Raw genomic sequence first — 16,549 nt, 5'->3', positions numbered from 1 at the left:
CCGCAAGGTGTTTTTGGGAAAAGTCGTGGAGAGCAACGGATAAGAAAACAGGAGCGTACATTTTGAAGAATATCCAGGAAGATATAAAGTCGGGTAATTTTAAACAGGCCTATCTGCTGTATGGAGAGGAAGCTTATCTGAAACAACAGTATAAACATAAACTGGTACAGGCCCTGAACCCGGATGGTGATACCATGAATTTCAATCACTATGAGGGCAGAAACATCGATGTGAAAGAATTGATCGATCTGTGTGAAACTATGCCTTTTTTTGCAGAACGCAGGGTGATCCTTCTGGAAGATACCGGCTTTTTCAAGAATAAATGTGATGAGATGGCTGATTATATGAAAGAATTGCCAGACTATCTCTGCCTTATTTTTGTGGAAAATGAAGTAGATAAAAGAAACCGTATGTACAAAGCGGTAAAAGCTGCAGGACGGATCGGAGAGTTTGTAACCCAGGATGAGAAGACTTTAATGCGTTGGGCAGCAGGACTACTGAAAAGAGAGGGGAAGATGATCACCCAGCGGGATATGGAGCTTCTTCTTACCATGACTGGTGTGGATATGGGAAATCTGCGAATGGAACTGGAAAAACTGATTTCCTACACAGGAGACAGAGATGTAGTAACCGGGAAGGATATACGGGAGGTCTGCACCACACAGACACAGAATAAGATTTTTGACATGGTGCGTGCGGTAACGGAAAAGAATCAGAAACGGGCATTGGAACTTTATTACGATCTTCTTACTTTGAAGGAGCCGCCTATGAGAATCCTGTTTCTTCTGGCCAAGCAGTTCAGACAATTGCTTCTGGTAAAGGAGTATGCAGAGGAGGGAATCCCTCAGCCAGAGGTGGCATCAAGACTTGGGGTACCGTCCTTTGTGGTGAGAAATGTGGCCGCCTGTGCCAGATCTTACCGGATCGGTGAGCTGCGTCAGGCTGTAGCTGATTTCGTAGATGCAGAGGAAGCGGTGAAGACTGGAAGATTACAGGATGTGCTTAGCGTGGAATTGTTGATCGTGAAGTATAGTTCTGCAAGAGCGTAAGTGATAAAAACAGGCAGATTAAAGGAAAGACGCAGCAGGGAAAGCTGTTGGTATGAAATGAAGTCCGTTTGATAAGCACAGAATTCCGGAACATAGAAAAAAGGCAGTCGATGACGGTTCGACTGCCTTAATTTTCACTTATAAGCTTATAACTAAAAATTCAGATATCTATTAGCCAATGCTGTTAACGGCTTTGGATAAACGGGAAACTTTTCTGGCGCAGTTGTTTTTGTGATAAACACCTTTGGAAGTTGCTTTGCTGATTGTAGAGATAGCCTCTTTTAATGCAACCTCTGCTGCTGCCTTATCGTTGTTAGCTACTGCCTCGTCAACTTTTCTGATGGAAGTCTTAACAGCAGAACGGATGGATTTGTTTCTCGCAGCTTTTGTTCTGTTAACTAAAATTCTCTTTTTTGCAGATTTGATGTTAGCCAATTCGTACACCTCCAATTCGTGAGTGATAATTAATTTATTGCATCATAAGAACAGACACGGGCGTTCCTATGAACATGCTTATACAGTTTATAATAATTGCCCTGGATTGTCAATACATATTTTTACAAAAAATGGGGAGATTACATAGAAAGTGTTACTGGTTGCGGAGTGAACAAAAACACCTTGTGGAACGATAGCGGTAAACAGTAACCATAGAAAAAGTGTTGCTGTGAAGAGCGTGAACAGTAACAGGAATACATTTTACGAATAGAAAACAGCAGGGCGGAGTCGATAATCGGAAAGGGCTTGTGAAAGAATGGAGGGAGCTTGCATGCTTGGAACTTATAAAATCAGAACAGATCTGGCGGTAGAGGCACGGGAGCGCTTTACAGAGGATAATGTAGAAGTTCGGGGAGTTGAGGTTCAGGAGGATTATAACGAGGAAAAAGATATCCGGACTACGGTGGTAAAAATAACCACAGAGAACGGTGCCCGTGCCATGGGGCGTCCCCAGGGCACATACATTACAATTGAATCTGAGGGCCTTTCAGCGCCAGATGAAGATTATCACAAAGAAGTATCGGAAGAACTTTCCAGGCATTTGCGGCGGCTGATCGGTCTGGAAAAAGAAAAATCCGTGCTGGTTGTTGGCTTGGGAAACCAGGGGATTACGGCTGATTCCCTAGGAACGGAAGTAATCGGAAATCTTCATATGACACGCCATCTGATTCGGGAATATGGCTTGAAAAGCACAGAAAAGGAGACCCTTCATGCCATCAGTGGAATTATTCCAGGAGTGATGGGGCAGACGGGAATGGAGACTTCAGAAATTGTGGAAGGCATCGTGGAGATTACCAGACCTGATGTGGTGATCGCAGTAGATGCTCTGGCTGCAAGAAGTACCAGAAGACTGAACCGGACTATTCAGATTACAGATACCGGGATCACTCCAGGGTCAGGGGTTGGTAATCATAGAAATGGACTTACGGAAGAAAATCTGAAAGTGAAGGTGATTGGAATCGGGGTGCCAACCGTGGTGGATGCGGCGACCATTGTTCATGATTCCATGGCACATTTGCTAGAGGCGCTGGATGAGGCGGAGCAAAAGGAATTTCTGGAAGAAATGATTTCGCCCCATCTTCATGGCATGTTTGTGACGCCGAAGGATGTGGATGAGACTATAAAATATCTGAGCTTTACGATTTCAGAAGGATTAAATATGACGTTTGCGCAGGATAGCTAAGTGAAAAGGCGTCAGGTACGTAAGAAGAATCATTTTGCCAGTAGCTTTTATTTTAAAAGAAATTTATCTGAACATAGATAACCGGGGAAGAAGAAAAGTTCTTATACGAAGCAGAAATAAAAAAGAAACATATAGGGACGGGCTTTGTCATAGTATAACCTTAAAAGAGGTGATTTCGTGACAAAAGTCCAGAAGGTTTTCTGCGTGTTTCTTTGCCTGTGTTTTTTTGCGGTTCTGGTTATGCTGCCAGAGCCTTTTTCCCTGTGGGAAACCTTGCAGAATGTGTACAGGCAGTTTCCTTTCTATTATTTTATAGAAGAAAAAGCACAGGAAACCTGGCTGGAACTGGACGGGGAGACTCTGGCTGAGATTGGGAAGCGAAATGGGGAATATTTAGGAGAGCTGGCGGAGGCAGAGCGTAATTTGGAAGGGAAAGATACAAAGAAATCGGATGCAGCCAATTTAGAGAAAAATTCCGGCGCTTCTGAAGCGGGAAAAAAGGAAAATAGCACCGATAAATTGGAGACTAATTCTGAGGATAAAAGCAATGGTGATGGAACTGCGGATCGTGCTGAAAAAAATACAGAAGAGGATACAAAGAGTTTGGAAGAAGAGAAAAAAATGGATCCTTCCGGTGACGGTAGTTTTAGTAATACAGAAGAAAACACTGTGGCTTCGGAAATCCTAAAAAAGGATGAAGAGCAGCCAACTTCAGAAACACAGCCTGCAAACACTCTCCCCCAATCCACAATCGTCCTCCCTCATCCCATTCTGGATCTGTCCCGGGACAAGCTGTCGGACTACGATTATCTGATGAATAATTTTTACATTGTAGATGAGAATACCGATGCATCCGCCGCAAAAATAAATGCTGCCGAATTTCTGGCGGAGGATTTTTCCCTAAGTCATGGACCACTGGAGCCGCAGATCCTTATTTATCACAGCCATTCCCAGGAGACCTTTTCCGATTCCAGGGAGGGGGAGGAAGAGGACTCCATTGTGGGCGTTGGAAATTATCTGACCAGTCTGCTGACGGAGAAGTATGGCTACCAGGTGATTCACATAAAAGAAGCTTTTGATATGATGAGCGGGGAACTGGATCGGAGCAAGGCCTACGATTATGCCTGTGATTATGTGGAAAAGGTTCTGGAAGAGAATCCGTCTGTGGAGGTAGTTATCGATCTGCATCGGGATGGAATCGACGAGAACCGGCGCCTGGTGACGGAAATTAACGGGAAAGAAACTGCCCAGATTTTATTTTACAATGGTCTTAGCTATACCAATACCCAGGGGCAGGTTTCCTATCTTCCAAATCCCTACATACAGGACAATCTGGCCTTTTCCTTTCAGCTGGAATACCAGGCTGCCTTATATTATCCTACTTTTTACAGAGGCATTTATCTGGCTGGCCTGCGCTACAATCTCCATTTGCGCAAAAGATCCCTGCTTCTGGAAGCCGGCGCCCAGACAAACACCGTACAGGAAGTGAAAAATGCCATGGAACCCTTTGCGGATATTTTGAATCGGGTGCTAAAAGGCAGTGACAAACAGAATTAACCTGTGCTATAATCTTTTGATAGAGCAAAAAAAGCATAGCATAACCAGAGGAGGAGTGTCTGGAATGACAGACCAGAGTAAAATTCGAAATTTTTGTATTATTGCACATATTGACCATGGTAAATCTACACTGGCCGACAGAATTATAGAGATGACAGGTCTTTTGACTGAGAGAGAAATGCAGGCCCAGGTTCTTGATAATATGGATCTGGAGAGAGAACGTGGAATTACGATTAAATCCCAGGCCGTCCGTACCGTATATCACGGAAAGGACGGAGAAGAGTATATCTTCAACCTGATCGACACGCCTGGACATGTGGATTTTAACTATGAGGTTTCACGAAGCCTTGCAGCCTGTGACGGTGCCATTCTTGTTGTGGATGCGGCACAGGGAATTGAGGCACAGACACTGGCAAATGTTTATATGGCACTGGATCATGACCTTGAGGTCATTCCGGTCATCAATAAAGTAGACCTTCCAAGTGCTGAGCCGGAGCGTGTTATCAATGAGATCGAGGATGTGATCGGGCTTGAGGCTCAGGATGCACCACAGATTTCTGCCAAAACAGGTTTGAACGTAGACCAGGTTCTGGAGCAGGTTGTTGCCAAGATCCCGGCACCTACAGGAGATGCGGATGCGCCGCTGAAGGCACTTATTTTTGACTCTATCTATGATTCCTACAAGGGAGCCATTGTTTTCTGCCGTATGGTAGATGGAAAGGTGCGCAAAGGAACCACCATCCGCATGATGGCTACTGGATTTGTGGCAGAGGTTGTGGAAGTGGGATATTTTGGAGCCGGTCAGTTTATTCCATGCGAAGAGCTGACGGCAGGAATGGTTGGCTATATTACAGCCAGCATTAAAAATGTAAGAGACACCCGTGTTGGTGATACTATCACAGACAACAACCGTCCATGTGAGGAGGCTTTGCCTGGATATAAGAAGGTAAATCCAATGGTCTACTGCGGACTTTACCCAGCTGACGGTGCGAAATATGGAGATCTCCGCGACGCTTTGGAGAAACTGCAGTTAAACGATGCTTCCTTATTCTATGAGCCGGAGACCTCTGTTGCCCTTGGATTTGGATTCCGCTGCGGTTTCCTTGGTCTGCTTCATCTGGAGATCATACAGGAGCGTCTGGAAAGAGAGTATGACCTGGATCTTGTTACCACTGCCCCCAGTGTTATTTACAAGGTGCACAAGACAAACGGCGAAGTCATTGATCTGACTAACCCGACTAATCTTCCGGATCCTTCCGAGATCGAATATATGGAAGAGCCGATTGTTAATGCAGAGATTATGGTAACTACAGAATTTATTGGTGCGATCATGGATCTTTGCCAGGAGCGTCGTGGCCAGTACCTTGGAATGGAGTATATGGAAGAGACCCGTGCCCTTCTGAAATATAAGCTACCTCTGAATGAGATCATTTATGATTTCTTTGATGCCCTGAAATCCCGCTCCAGGGGATATGCTTCCCTGGATTACGAGCTTTGCGGATATGAGAGAAGTGAGCTTGTGAAGCTGGATATTCTGGTAAATAAAGAAGAGGTGGATGCCCTTTCCTTTATTGTACATGCGGATACTTCCTACGAGAGAGGCCGCAAGATGTGCGAGAAACTGAAGGATGAGATCCCGCGTCAACTGTTTGAGATCCCGATCCAGGCAGCAATTGGAAGCAAGATCATTGCAAGAGAGACGGTTAAGGCCATGCGTAAAGATGTTCTTGCCAAATGCTACGGCGGTGATATTTCCCGTAAGAAGAAGCTTCTGGAGAAACAGAAGGAAGGTAAGAAGAGAATGCGTCAGGTGGGAAATGTAGAGATTCCGCAGAAAGCATTTATGAGCGTACTGAAACTGGATGAAAATTAATGGTGTTCGGGAACTGGTTGACATAAAATCTATGCCGGCCAGTGCCTGACACGGAGGTATCAGATGAAAGCAAAAATACGTATTCTGATAAGAAAAATAAAGAGAAGTTTTAAAAAGAACCGTGAGCAGTGGATCAAAGGCGGTATTCTGGCAGTAATCCTGCTGGTAATCGTGATTTTTGCAGGCAGCTGTGCATGCAGCAAAAAGACGGTGAAGGCTCCGGATGCAGCATCCCAGGGCGTGATGAAGATCACCCCGATCCCAAGTCCTACCCCTACACCAGAACCGCGGCAGGTAAGTAAGGACGCGGTTGCACAAAGCGGCAGCGTGACCATGGTAAATGAGTATCTGGTGCAGAAAGCAGAGGGAAAGACTTCTGGAAACGCTAAGACGGATAGTGCTTCTGCTGCGCAGGATAATACATCAGATGACACTTCTGATTCAGCAGATAGTGCAGAAGATACATCTGAAAGCGACAACAGCGACAGTTCTGAAGAGTAAAGGGGAAAATCAGAATGGGAAGAAAGAAGAGTGGCCTGGAGCTGTATCTTCATATCCCGTTTTGCATAAAGAAATGTGATTATTGTGATTTCCTGTCAGGTCCTTCTACAAGGACCGGGCAGGAATCTTATATTTATGCACTTTTACGGGAAATAAAGGCAGTTTCGGCGGTGGAAAAACGTTCGGTGGACACAGTTTTTATTGGCGGTGGGACACCTTCAGTGCCAGAATGTGATGTGATGGAAAAACTTTTGCAGGGGCTACAGGAGAATTTTCATTTTTCTCCAAACGCAGAAATCACCATTGAAGCTAATCCTGGGACACTGACTTCTGAGAAGCTGGCTCTTTACAGAAAATATGGGATCAACCGGATCAGCATTGGGCTTCAGTCTCCGAAAGATGAGGAACTGGAAGTGCTTGGGAGAATCCATAATTACAGGCAGTTCCTGGAAAGTTATCAGATGGCGCGAGAGGCTGGATTTTCCAATATTAATGTAGATATGATGTTTGCGATTCCGGGGCAGAGTTATGAGGGATGGATAGAGAATCTTCGGACAGTGGCAGAGCTTGGCCCGGAGCATATCTCCGCGTACAGTCTGATCGTGGAGGAGGGAACCCCTTTTTCCAAGAGAGAACTGGAGCTTCCAGATGAAGATACGGAATATCGGATGTATGAGGATGTAGCGAAAGTTCTGGGAGAGTATGACTATCACCAGTATGAGATTTCCAATTATGCAAAAGAAAACCGGGAATGCAGGCACAATGAAGGATACTGGCAGAGAAAGGATTATCTTGGGCTTGGACTGGGAGCTGCTTCCTTAATTGGAAATGAGCGTTTCACCAATACTAGGGATATGCAGGAGTATCTGGAAAACAGCGGGGTTCCGGAGCGGATCCGAAAAGATCGGGAGGTACTCACTGAGAAGGATGAGATGGCAGAATTTATGTTTTTGGGGCTTCGCATGACGGAAGGAGTGTCAAAAGCAGAATTTCAGGAATATTTCGGAAATGCTGTTGAGAAGATATATGGGGAAGTGCTGGAAAAATATAAGCGTCAGGGGATGCTGGCGGAAAAGGAAAACAGGATATTTCTGACCAGGGCAGGAATCCATGTGAGCAATGTGGTTATGGCAGATTTTTTGTTGTAAAAGAGTTTTGGGAGTTTGAAAAAACACATTGACGAACACATGTTCCTGTGATATCCTTGAAGAAAATATTGATTGTGAAGAATAGAGATTGAAAAGATACATGGAGGAACAGATGGCAGCAGAGAATAAGAAACAGTTTATCAGAATAAGAGGGGCCAATGAGAATAACCTGAAGAATCTCAGTGTGGATATTCCAAGGGATAAGTTCGTGGTGCTTACCGGATTGAGCGGTTCTGGCAAGTCCTCACTGGCATTTGATACCATTTATGCAGAGGGACAGAGAAGATATATGGAGTCTCTTTCTTCTTATGCCAGACAGTTCCTTGGACAGATGGAGAAACCGGATGTGGAGAGCATTGAGGGACTTCCCCCTGCTATTTCCATTGATCAGAAGTCTACGAACCGTAATCCGCGGTCTACAGTGGGAACTGTGACGGAGATTTACGATTATTTCCGTCTTTTATATGCCCGTGTGGGGACTCCTCACTGCCCCAAGTGCGGGAAGGTGATCGCTAAGCAGACGGTTGACCAGATGGTAGATCAGATCATGGAACTGCCTGAGAGAACGAAGATACAGCTTCTTGCTCCAGTGGTGCGGGGACGTAAGGGTACCCATGCAAAATTGCTGGATCAGGCCAGACGCAGCGGTTATGTGCGTGCGGAGATTGATGGAAGTGTGTATGAGCTTTCCGAGACGATTACCCTGGATAAGAATATTAAGCATACCATTTCTATAATTGTAGACCGTCTGATCGTGAAAACGGGGATTGAGAAGCGCCTGACGGATTCCCTGGAGACAGTACTGAATCTGGCAGATGGTCTGGCTGTGGTTGATACCATGGATGGAAATTATATGAATTTCAGCCAGAGCTTTTCCTGTGCAGACTGTGGAATCAGCATTGATGAGATCGAGCCCAGAAGCTTTTCCTTTAATAATCCATTTGGTGCCTGCCCAGAGTGTCTGGGACTTGGATATAAGATGGAGTTTGACCCGGATCTGATGATCCCGGATAAGTCTCTCAGCATTTCTGAGGGCGCCATTGTGGTGATGGGCTGGCAGTCCTGTACGGATAAGAACAGCTTTACCAATGCGATTCTGAACGCTCTTTGCCAGGAGTATGAATTTGATCTGGATACGCCTTTTCAGGATTATCCCAAGAAGATACAGGATATTATCCTGTACGGCACTGGCGGACATTCCGTAAAGGTTTATTATAAGGGACAGCGTGGAGAGGGAGTCTATGATGTGGCCTTTCCAGGCCTGATCAAGAACGTAGAGCAGCGCTATAAGGAGACGGGGTCCGAGGCCATGAAGCAGGAATACGAGAGCTTTATGCAGATCACCCCGTGTACAGTCTGTAAGGGACAGCGTCTGAAGAAGGAATCTCTGGCTGTCACTGTTGCAGATAAGAATATTTATGAAGTTACCAATATGTCCATTGATAAGCTGAAGGTATTTCTGGCAGAAATGCAGTTGTCCCCGCAGCAGCTGCTGATCGGAAAGCAGATTCTTAAGGAAATCAGGGCAAGGGTAGGATTCCTGGCCGATGTAGGTCTGGAGTATCTTTCCCTGGCACGTGCCACAGGTACCCTGTCAGGTGGTGAGGCACAGAGAATCCGTCTTGCTACCCAGATCGGTTCCGGGCTGGTAGGAGTTGCTTATATTCTGGATGAGCCCAGCATTGGTCTTCACCAGAGAGATAATGATAAGCTTCTGGGAGCCTTGATGCACTTAAGAGATCTTGGAAACAGCCTGATCGTAGTAGAGCATGATGAGGATACCATGCGTGCAGCGGACTGTATTGTGGATATTGGACCAGGAGCCGGAGAACACGGTGGAAAACTGGTGGGAATGGGTACGGCAGAGGAGCTGATGCAGAATCCGGATTCTATTACCGGCGCTTATCTTAGCGGAAGACTGAAGATCCCGGTACCGGAAGTGCGCAAGACACCTACTGGATTTCTGACGATCAAGGGTGCCGCAGAGAACAATCTGAAGCACATTGACGTGGATATTCCGCTTGGAATCATGACCTGCATCACCGGTGTTTCCGGTTCTGGAAAGAGTTCTCTCATCAATGAGATCCTTTACAAACATCTGGCAAGGGAATTGAACCGGGCCCGTGTAATTCCTGGCAAGCATGATGCCATTCTTGGAGTGGAGCAGCTGGATAAGGTAATTGCCATTGACCAGTCTCCGATTGGACGTACGCCAAGATCCAATCCTGCCACCTATACTGGTGTGTTTGACCAGATCCGTGATCTTTTTGCTGCTACAGCAGATGCTAAGGCGAAAGGATACAAGAAAGGCCGTTTCAGCTTTAATGTAAAGGGCGGCCGTTGTGAAGCCTGCAGCGGTGATGGAATTATTAAGATCGAAATGCATTTTCTGCCGGATGTCTATGTTCCCTGTGAAGTCTGCAAGGGCAAGCGCTATAACCGTGAGACTCTGGAAGTGAAATATAAGGATAAGAGCATCTATGATGTGCTGAACATGACGGTGGAGGAAGCGATGACGTTCTTCGAGAATGTTCCGTCCATCAGAAGGAAGATCGAGACACTGTATGATGTAGGATTATCCTATATTCGTCTTGGACAGCCGTCCACTACGCTTTCCGGAGGAGAAGCACAGCGTATCAAGCTGGCGACAGAGCTTAGTAAGCGCAGCACTGGCAAGACGATCTATATTCTGGATGAACCGACGACCGGACTGCATTTTGCAGATGTGCAGAAGCTGGTGGAGATTCTGCGCAGACTTTCTGACGGTGGAAATACCGTTGTAGTAATTGAGCATAATCTGGATGTGATCAAGACCGCGGATTATATTATTGATATCGGTCCGGAGGGTGGAGATGGCGGCGGAACGGTAGTGGCTAAGGGCACTCCCGAGGAAGTTGCAAAGAATCCGGCTTCCCATACAGGACGATATGTTGCGAAATATCTGAAGTAACCAAAGGCTGCTATTTACTTCGCGAACAGGAATCGCGAACAGGAACAAATAAAACCTCTTTCCAATTAAGCTGTTTTTGTTTATAATAGTATGAAGAATATATTTGCATATAGACAGAAAGGGGATTTAAATGCCTGCCAGTGATATTGGAATTGACCTGGGAACCAGGAACAGCCGGGTATATTCCACTGGACGGGGGCTGGTACTCAGCGAGCCGTCTGTAGTGGTTTATGATAAAAATTCAGAGAAGATAAAAGCGATTGGAGAGGAAGCCAGACTGATGACTGGACATGCTTCCTCAAATTTAGAAGTGATCCGTCCTATCCGTCAGGGCGTGATCGTAGATTATACCGTCATGGAGAAGATGCTGAAATTTTTTATTTCCAAAGCTATGGGAAGACATTCTTTCCGAAAGCCAAGAATCAGTATCTGTATTCCAAGCGGAACTACTGAGATCGAGAGAAAGGCAGTTGAGGAAGCTACCTATCAGGCTGGAGCAAGAGAGGTTTTTCTTGTGGAAGAGCCTATTGCGGCAGCAATTGGTGCAGGGGTGGATGTGACTAAGCCTTTCGGGAATCTGATTGTAGATATTGGAGGAGGAACCACAGATGTAGCCGTGATCTCTATGGCAGGATCTGTTGTGTCTGCTTCCGTAAAAGTAGCTGGAGATAATTTTGATCAGGCTATTATCAGTTATGTACGAAAGAATCACAGCCTTTTTATTGGTGAAGAAGCTGCTGAGAACATTAAGATAAAAATCGGAACTGCCTGCCAGGAAGCTTCCCCACGTACACTTGAGGTGAAGGGAAGAAATGTGATCACTGGTCTTCCTAAGGTGGTGACGCTTACATCCGAAGAAATCCGTATTGCATTAAAGGATGCCACCAATCAGATCGTGGAAACGGTACATGGAGTATTGGAGAAGACTCCGCCAGAACTGGCTGCGGACATTGTAGACAGAGGGATCGTACTGACCGGAGGCGGAGCAATGATTCACGGAATGGACACGCTTATCGAGCAGAAGACTGGCGTAAGTACACTTACGGTACAGGATGCCATGTCAGCAGTTGTGGTGGGAACTGGTAAATATGCGGAAGTCATTACACGGATGGAATAATAGTGATATTGCTGGTTAGTGACATGTCCGTTTGGGTAAAAAAGGGTGCTGCGTATGCAGTGCCCTTTGTGAACTATATAGAATTGCTGCAACAGGAGAGAAGCGAATGGACGAGAAAGTTACAGGATACATAGACCATGTCATATTCCGAAATGAGGAAAATGGATATACTGTCATGGTGATGAAGGCTCCAGATTCGGAAGAAGAACTGACTTGTGTAGGGACATTTCCTGATATCACCCAGGGAGTGACCATTGAGGCGGAGGGACAGTTTTCACAGCATCACGTATATGGAAGGCAGTTTCATATTCATTCCTATGTGGAGAAAGCGCCGGAAGATACCCAGGCCATGGAACGCTATCTGGGATCCGGTGCGATCAAAGGTGTTGGAGTGGCTCTCGCTGCAAGGATTGTGAGATATTTCGGGGAAGACACATTAAGGATTGTAGAGGAAGAGCCGGAGAGACTGGCAGAAGTAAAGGGAATCAGTGAGAAAAAGGCCAGGGAGATTGCTTCCCAGGTGACGGAGAAAGCAGATATGCGGAAAGCTATGATGTTTCTCCAGAAATATGGCATTTCTCTGAATCTTGGAGCAAAAATTTATCAGAAATACGGTCAGTCTGTGTATAGTGTGCTTCAGGAAAACCCATACAGACTGGCTGATGACATCAGCGGCGTTGGATTTAAAATTGCAGATGCCATTGCTTCCCGTATAGGAATTCATGCAGATTCAGATTACAGAATCCGAAGCGGTATGCTGTATACTCTTCTCCAGGCTTCCGGGGAAGGGCATATTTATCTTCCTAAGGAAGAACTGTTTGCACGAGCCTCCCAGCTGCTTCGGGTTGATGTTTCCTATATGGAAAAACACCTGATGGATATGGCAATTGACAGGAAACTGGTTTTAAAGGATTCTGAGGGGGTTACTCTTGTATATCCTAGTCAGTATTACAATCTGGAATTGAATACTGCAAGGATGCTTACGGAGCTTAATATCTGCTATCCTCAGGATGAGCAGATGATGGAGCACAGAATTGCCCAGATTGAGAAGGAAACAGGCACAGTTCTGGAAGAAATGCAGAAGAAAGCAGTAGTGGAGGCTGCTGGAAACGGACTTTTTGTTCTTACCGGAGGTCCCGGAACCGGTAAGACTACCACTATTAATGCAATTATACGTTTTTTTGAAGGTGAAGGTGCTACCTTACGTCTTGCTGCGCCTACAGGAAGGGCAGCCAAGCGTATGACAGAAACTACCGGGTATGAGGCACAGACCATTCACCGCCTTCTGGAACTGAATGGGGTGCCGGATGATGACAGCAGGGAGACGCAGGTGGTCCATTTTGAAAGAAATGCGGAGAATCCACTGGATACAGATGTGATCATCATTGATGAAATGTCTATGGTAGACATTTTTCTGATGCATTCATTACTTCTTGCGGTAACGGCAGGAACCAGACTTATTTTGGTTGGAGATGAGAATCAGCTGCCAAGTGTGGGACCAGGAAATGTGTTGCGAGACATTATCCGAAGCGGAGCTTTTCCAGTTGTAGAACTGAAGAAAATTTTCAGACAGGCATCCCACAGTGATATTGTAGTAAATGCCCATAAGATACATAATGGAGAGCAGGTTTCCCTGGATAATAAGAGTCGCGACTTCTTCTTTTTGAAAAGGTATGATGCAGATGTTATTATCCGCGTGGTAATTGCTCTGATCCAGGAAAAGCTGCCGAAATATGTGGATGCCAGACCTTTCGAAATACAGGTCCTTACACCTATGAGAAAAGGGCTGTTAGGAGTGGAGCGTCTGAATCAGATCCTGCAGAGATACCTGAATCCTTCTGCCGCAGATAAAAAAGAAAAAGAGATTGGTGACCGCCTTTTCCGTGTGGGGGATAAGGTCATGCAGATTAAGAACAACTATCAAATGGAATGGGAAGTCCGGGGGAAATATGGAATTCCTGTGGAAGAAGGCGTTGGTGTATTTAACGGAGATACCGGTATTTTGAAGGAGATTAATGAATTTGCGGAGACTGCTACGGTGGAATTTGAAGATGGCCGTTTTGCTGATTATTCTTTTAAACAGCTGGAAGAACTGGAGCTTGCTTACGCGATCACCATACATAAGTCCCAGGGCTCGGAATATCCGGCAGTGATTCTGCCTCTCCTTTCCGGTCCGAAGATGCTGATGAACCGTAATCTTTTATATACAGGGGTTACGAGAGCAAGAAAATGTGTAACCGTAGTTGGAAGTGAGGAGACTTTCGGGGAGATGATTCGCAATGAGAAGCAGCAGAAGCGTTACAGCTCTCTTGGCACAAGGATACAGGAACTTTCTGGATCTGTTGTATCCAAGACGGTGTCCCCTATGCCACAGAATTCTTAGAGAACATCACGAATTGATCTGTCCGGACTGTGCCAGGGACATCAGACCTATATCAGGTCCAAGATGCTACAAATGCGGAAAGCCGGTGCTGGAAGAGGAAGAATATTGCCGGGATTGTCAGAGCCATCCTGGTGCATTTGACCAGGGAAGAGGCATTTTCCTCTATGATGACCGGATGAAATACTCCATAATGAAATATAAGTATTTTGGCTGCAGGGAATACAGCCGTTTCTATGGGAAAGCGATGTACCTATACGGAAGGGATCTGCTGGCACTTTGGCAGCCTCAGATGATCGTACCGGTTCCACTTTACTGGAGAAAGCAGAAGATAAGAGGGTTTAATCAGGCGGAGCTTATGGCAAGGGAACTGTCCCGCTACACAGGGATTCCTGTGAATACCAGACTCCTGAAGAAAAATCATGCGACCAGATCCCAGAAGAAGCTGGATGCAGCCGGAAGAAAACAGAATCTGAGGGAAGCCTTTCAGGTAGTGGGAAACCCTGCTGGAAAGAGTATTTTACTTATTGATGATGTATATACTACTGGTAGTACTATGGATGTGCTGGCAAGGGCTCTTCTTGGGAAGGGCGCGTCCCATGTATTCTTTTTGACATTATGCATTGGAAGGAACAGGTAAAAAAACACTTTTCATGCTATGGGATATATGATACAATCATCCTGTATAAGTATAGCTTTTCAGCTTTCAAAGAAATGCATAAGGAGCCCGTTTATGATAAACGAAGAAAAAGTAAAGATAATGGACCGGCTTGCTTTATATGAGAAACAGGAAGGCGGAAAATATCTTCCGGTGAGCAAGTACTACAGAAGTGATTATATCGGTCTGGCACTGATCAAGAATTTCTTTCTTGTAACAATTGGATATGGATTGATACTTGCTGTGATCGCGGCATATAATCTGGAGTATCTGTTGGATAATGTCCATAAGATGGATCTGATCTCTCTTGGAATCGTAGTTCTGGCAGGATATATAGGCGTATTGGCGGTGTATTCGGTATTGACATATATTCAGTACACCGTGAAGTATCACAATGCCAAGAAGAGCGTGAAGCAATATTACACCCAGCTTACCAGGCTGGAGAAGATCTATACTCGTGAAGAAAAGAAATTCGCAGGACGTGAAATGTCAGGAGGATATAGAAAATGACAGCATTACTTGAATTAAAGCAAAAAATTAAAGGAATGTACGGACAGTATGAAATGTATATCCTGCCTGTAATGAAATTTGTGTTAGCACTGGTCTACTTCCTGTGGATCAATGCAAATATGGGATATATGTCACGGATCAATAATGTATTTCTTGTATTGATCCTGGCATTGATCTGCTCTATTTTACCATCTTCCGCTATGATGTATATTGGATTTGTGCTGATCCTTGTACACAGCTACGCATTGGGAATAGAAGTTGCGGCATTTATGCTTGTGCTGATTCTGCTGATGCTGATCTTTTTCCTGAGATTCAGCGGTGAGCAGAATGTAACTTTTGTATTTACCCCACTTTCCTTTGCATTCAGTCTTCCGGCACTGCTTCCTATTGGAAGTGGATTGATGGAGAGCAGTTTATCTGCTATTCCGGCTGGTTGCGGTGTAGTTATGTACTATTTTATCCGCTTTTTAAGATCCCAGTCCACAATTCTTGTGAATCCAGATCTGGATATGACAGATAAGCTGCAGATCATGGCAGATGGTCTGGTACAGAACTGGGGAATGTGGATCGCAGTTGTTGCGTTTGTGGCAGTAATCCTTCTGGTACATCTGATCCGTACCCGCTCCTTTGATCATGCATGGAGGATATCCATAATTACAGGCGGCGTAGCTTATGTGTTTATAATGCTGGTTGGAAGTTTTGGAATGAGCCTGAATGCAACCGTCGCAATGGTTCCACTATTGATCTGTACCATTGCTGCAGTGCTTCTTGCACTGATTCTGGAATTCTTCGCATTTGGCGGGGATTACAGCAGAGCAGAGCGCCTGGAATATGAAGATGATGAATATTTCTACTATGTAAAAGCCGTTCCGAAAGCTTCAGTTGCAACATCTGAGAGAAGCATCAAGAAAATAAATGCAGAACCTGTACGGGAAGAGAGAAAGGCAGAGGAGAATACAGCTACTTATGCGAATCCAATCTTCCGTCAGGATGAGAAACCGAAGAGAAAGAAAGTTTCTCCGGCAGCAGACAGAAAGCCGAGACAGGCTGAGAAGCCAGCTGCGAAGGATGTTGATTTTGAGAAAAAGCTTGAAGAATCCCTTAAGGATCTTTGATGTTACTGCTGTG

The 16,549-nt window shown here is 45.3% G+C and carries 13 protein-coding genes; 12 read left to right on the top strand and 1 reads right to left on the bottom strand.

From position 1 onward, the window contains the following. Positions 1-62: 62 nt before the first annotated feature. Positions 63-1,049: a DNA polymerase III subunit delta gene (holA, locus tag LIQ05_RS07095; RefSeq protein ID WP_226819656.1), complete on the top strand. Its 987-nt coding sequence runs from the start codon at positions 63-65 to the stop codon at positions 1,047-1,049. 171 nt (positions 1,050-1,220) lie between these two features. Here the strand turns inward: holA and rpsT are convergent, their stop codons facing one another. Continuing rightward, the gene (gene rpsT, locus LIQ05_RS07090) at positions 1,221-1,499 is read right to left on the bottom strand and encodes a 30S ribosomal protein S20 (RefSeq protein WP_226819655.1); all 279 of its coding nucleotides are present in this window, start codon (positions 1,497-1,499) and stop codon (positions 1,221-1,223) included. 316 nt (positions 1,500-1,815) lie between these two features. On the opposite strand from rpsT, the gene gpr reads away from it, so the two are divergent. The 11 genes from gpr (at position 1,816) to LIQ05_RS07035 (ending at position 16,536) form a co-directional block, all read left to right on the top strand. Continuing rightward, complete coding sequence (gene gpr / locus LIQ05_RS07085; RefSeq protein ID WP_226819654.1) at positions 1,816-2,727, top strand: GPR endopeptidase; 912 nt, start codon at positions 1,816-1,818, stop codon at positions 2,725-2,727. 177 nt (positions 2,728-2,904) lie between these two features. Continuing rightward, complete coding sequence (locus tag LIQ05_RS07080) at positions 2,905-4,284, top strand: stage II sporulation protein P (protein WP_226819653.1); 1,380 nt, start codon at positions 2,905-2,907, stop codon at positions 4,282-4,284. A gap of 64 nt (positions 4,285-4,348) precedes the next feature. Beyond that, positions 4,349-6,157, top strand: coding sequence for a translation elongation factor 4 (gene lepA / locus LIQ05_RS07075; RefSeq protein WP_226819652.1), 1,809 nt, complete (start codon positions 4,349-4,351; stop codon positions 6,155-6,157). Between the two features lie 63 nt (positions 6,158-6,220). Continuing rightward, the gene (locus tag LIQ05_RS07070) at positions 6,221-6,658 is read left to right on the top strand and encodes a hypothetical protein (RefSeq protein WP_226819651.1); all 438 of its coding nucleotides are present in this window, start codon (positions 6,221-6,223) and stop codon (positions 6,656-6,658) included. A gap of 14 nt (positions 6,659-6,672) precedes the next feature. Next, positions 6,673-7,806, top strand: coding sequence for a radical SAM family heme chaperone HemW (hemW, locus tag LIQ05_RS07065; RefSeq protein ID WP_226819650.1), 1,134 nt, complete (start codon positions 6,673-6,675; stop codon positions 7,804-7,806). Between the two features lie 112 nt (positions 7,807-7,918). Beyond that, the gene (gene uvrA / locus LIQ05_RS07060) at positions 7,919-10,756 is read left to right on the top strand and encodes an excinuclease ABC subunit UvrA (RefSeq protein WP_226819649.1); all 2,838 of its coding nucleotides are present in this window, start codon (positions 7,919-7,921) and stop codon (positions 10,754-10,756) included. Between the two features lie 130 nt (positions 10,757-10,886). Continuing rightward, entirely contained in the window at positions 10,887-11,873 is a 987-nt protein-coding gene (locus tag LIQ05_RS07055; RefSeq protein ID WP_226819648.1) for a rod shape-determining protein, read from the top strand. Positions 11,874-11,979: 106 nt separating this feature from the next. Continuing rightward, entirely contained in the window at positions 11,980-14,256 is a 2,277-nt protein-coding gene (locus LIQ05_RS07050) for an ATP-dependent RecD-like DNA helicase (protein ID WP_226819647.1), read from the top strand. Continuing rightward, positions 14,153-14,893 carry a ComF family protein gene (locus LIQ05_RS07045; RefSeq protein ID WP_226819646.1) on the top strand — a complete coding sequence of 247 codons (741 nt, stop codon included), beginning with the start codon at positions 14,153-14,155 and terminating at the stop codon, positions 14,891-14,893. The genes LIQ05_RS07050 and LIQ05_RS07045 overlap by 104 nt, the downstream gene beginning before the upstream one ends. A gap of 93 nt (positions 14,894-14,986) precedes the next feature. After that, positions 14,987-15,421: a hypothetical protein gene (locus LIQ05_RS07040; RefSeq protein ID WP_226819645.1), complete on the top strand. Its 435-nt coding sequence runs from the start codon at positions 14,987-14,989 to the stop codon at positions 15,419-15,421. Beyond that, a complete protein-coding gene (locus tag LIQ05_RS07035; protein WP_226819644.1) occupies positions 15,418-16,536 on the top strand; it encodes a hypothetical protein in 1,119 nt (372 codons plus the stop codon). The genes LIQ05_RS07040 and LIQ05_RS07035 overlap by 4 nt, the downstream gene beginning before the upstream one ends. Positions 16,537-16,549: the final 13 nt, after the last annotated feature.

Origin of the sequence: Blautia glucerasea, from assembly GCF_020537505.1 — a bacterium.
Lineage (GTDB): Bacteria > Bacillota > Clostridia > Lachnospirales > Lachnospiraceae > Blautia_A.
Note: the sequence above shows the minus strand (reverse complement) of the source record. Positions and strands in the feature narration are given on the sequence as shown.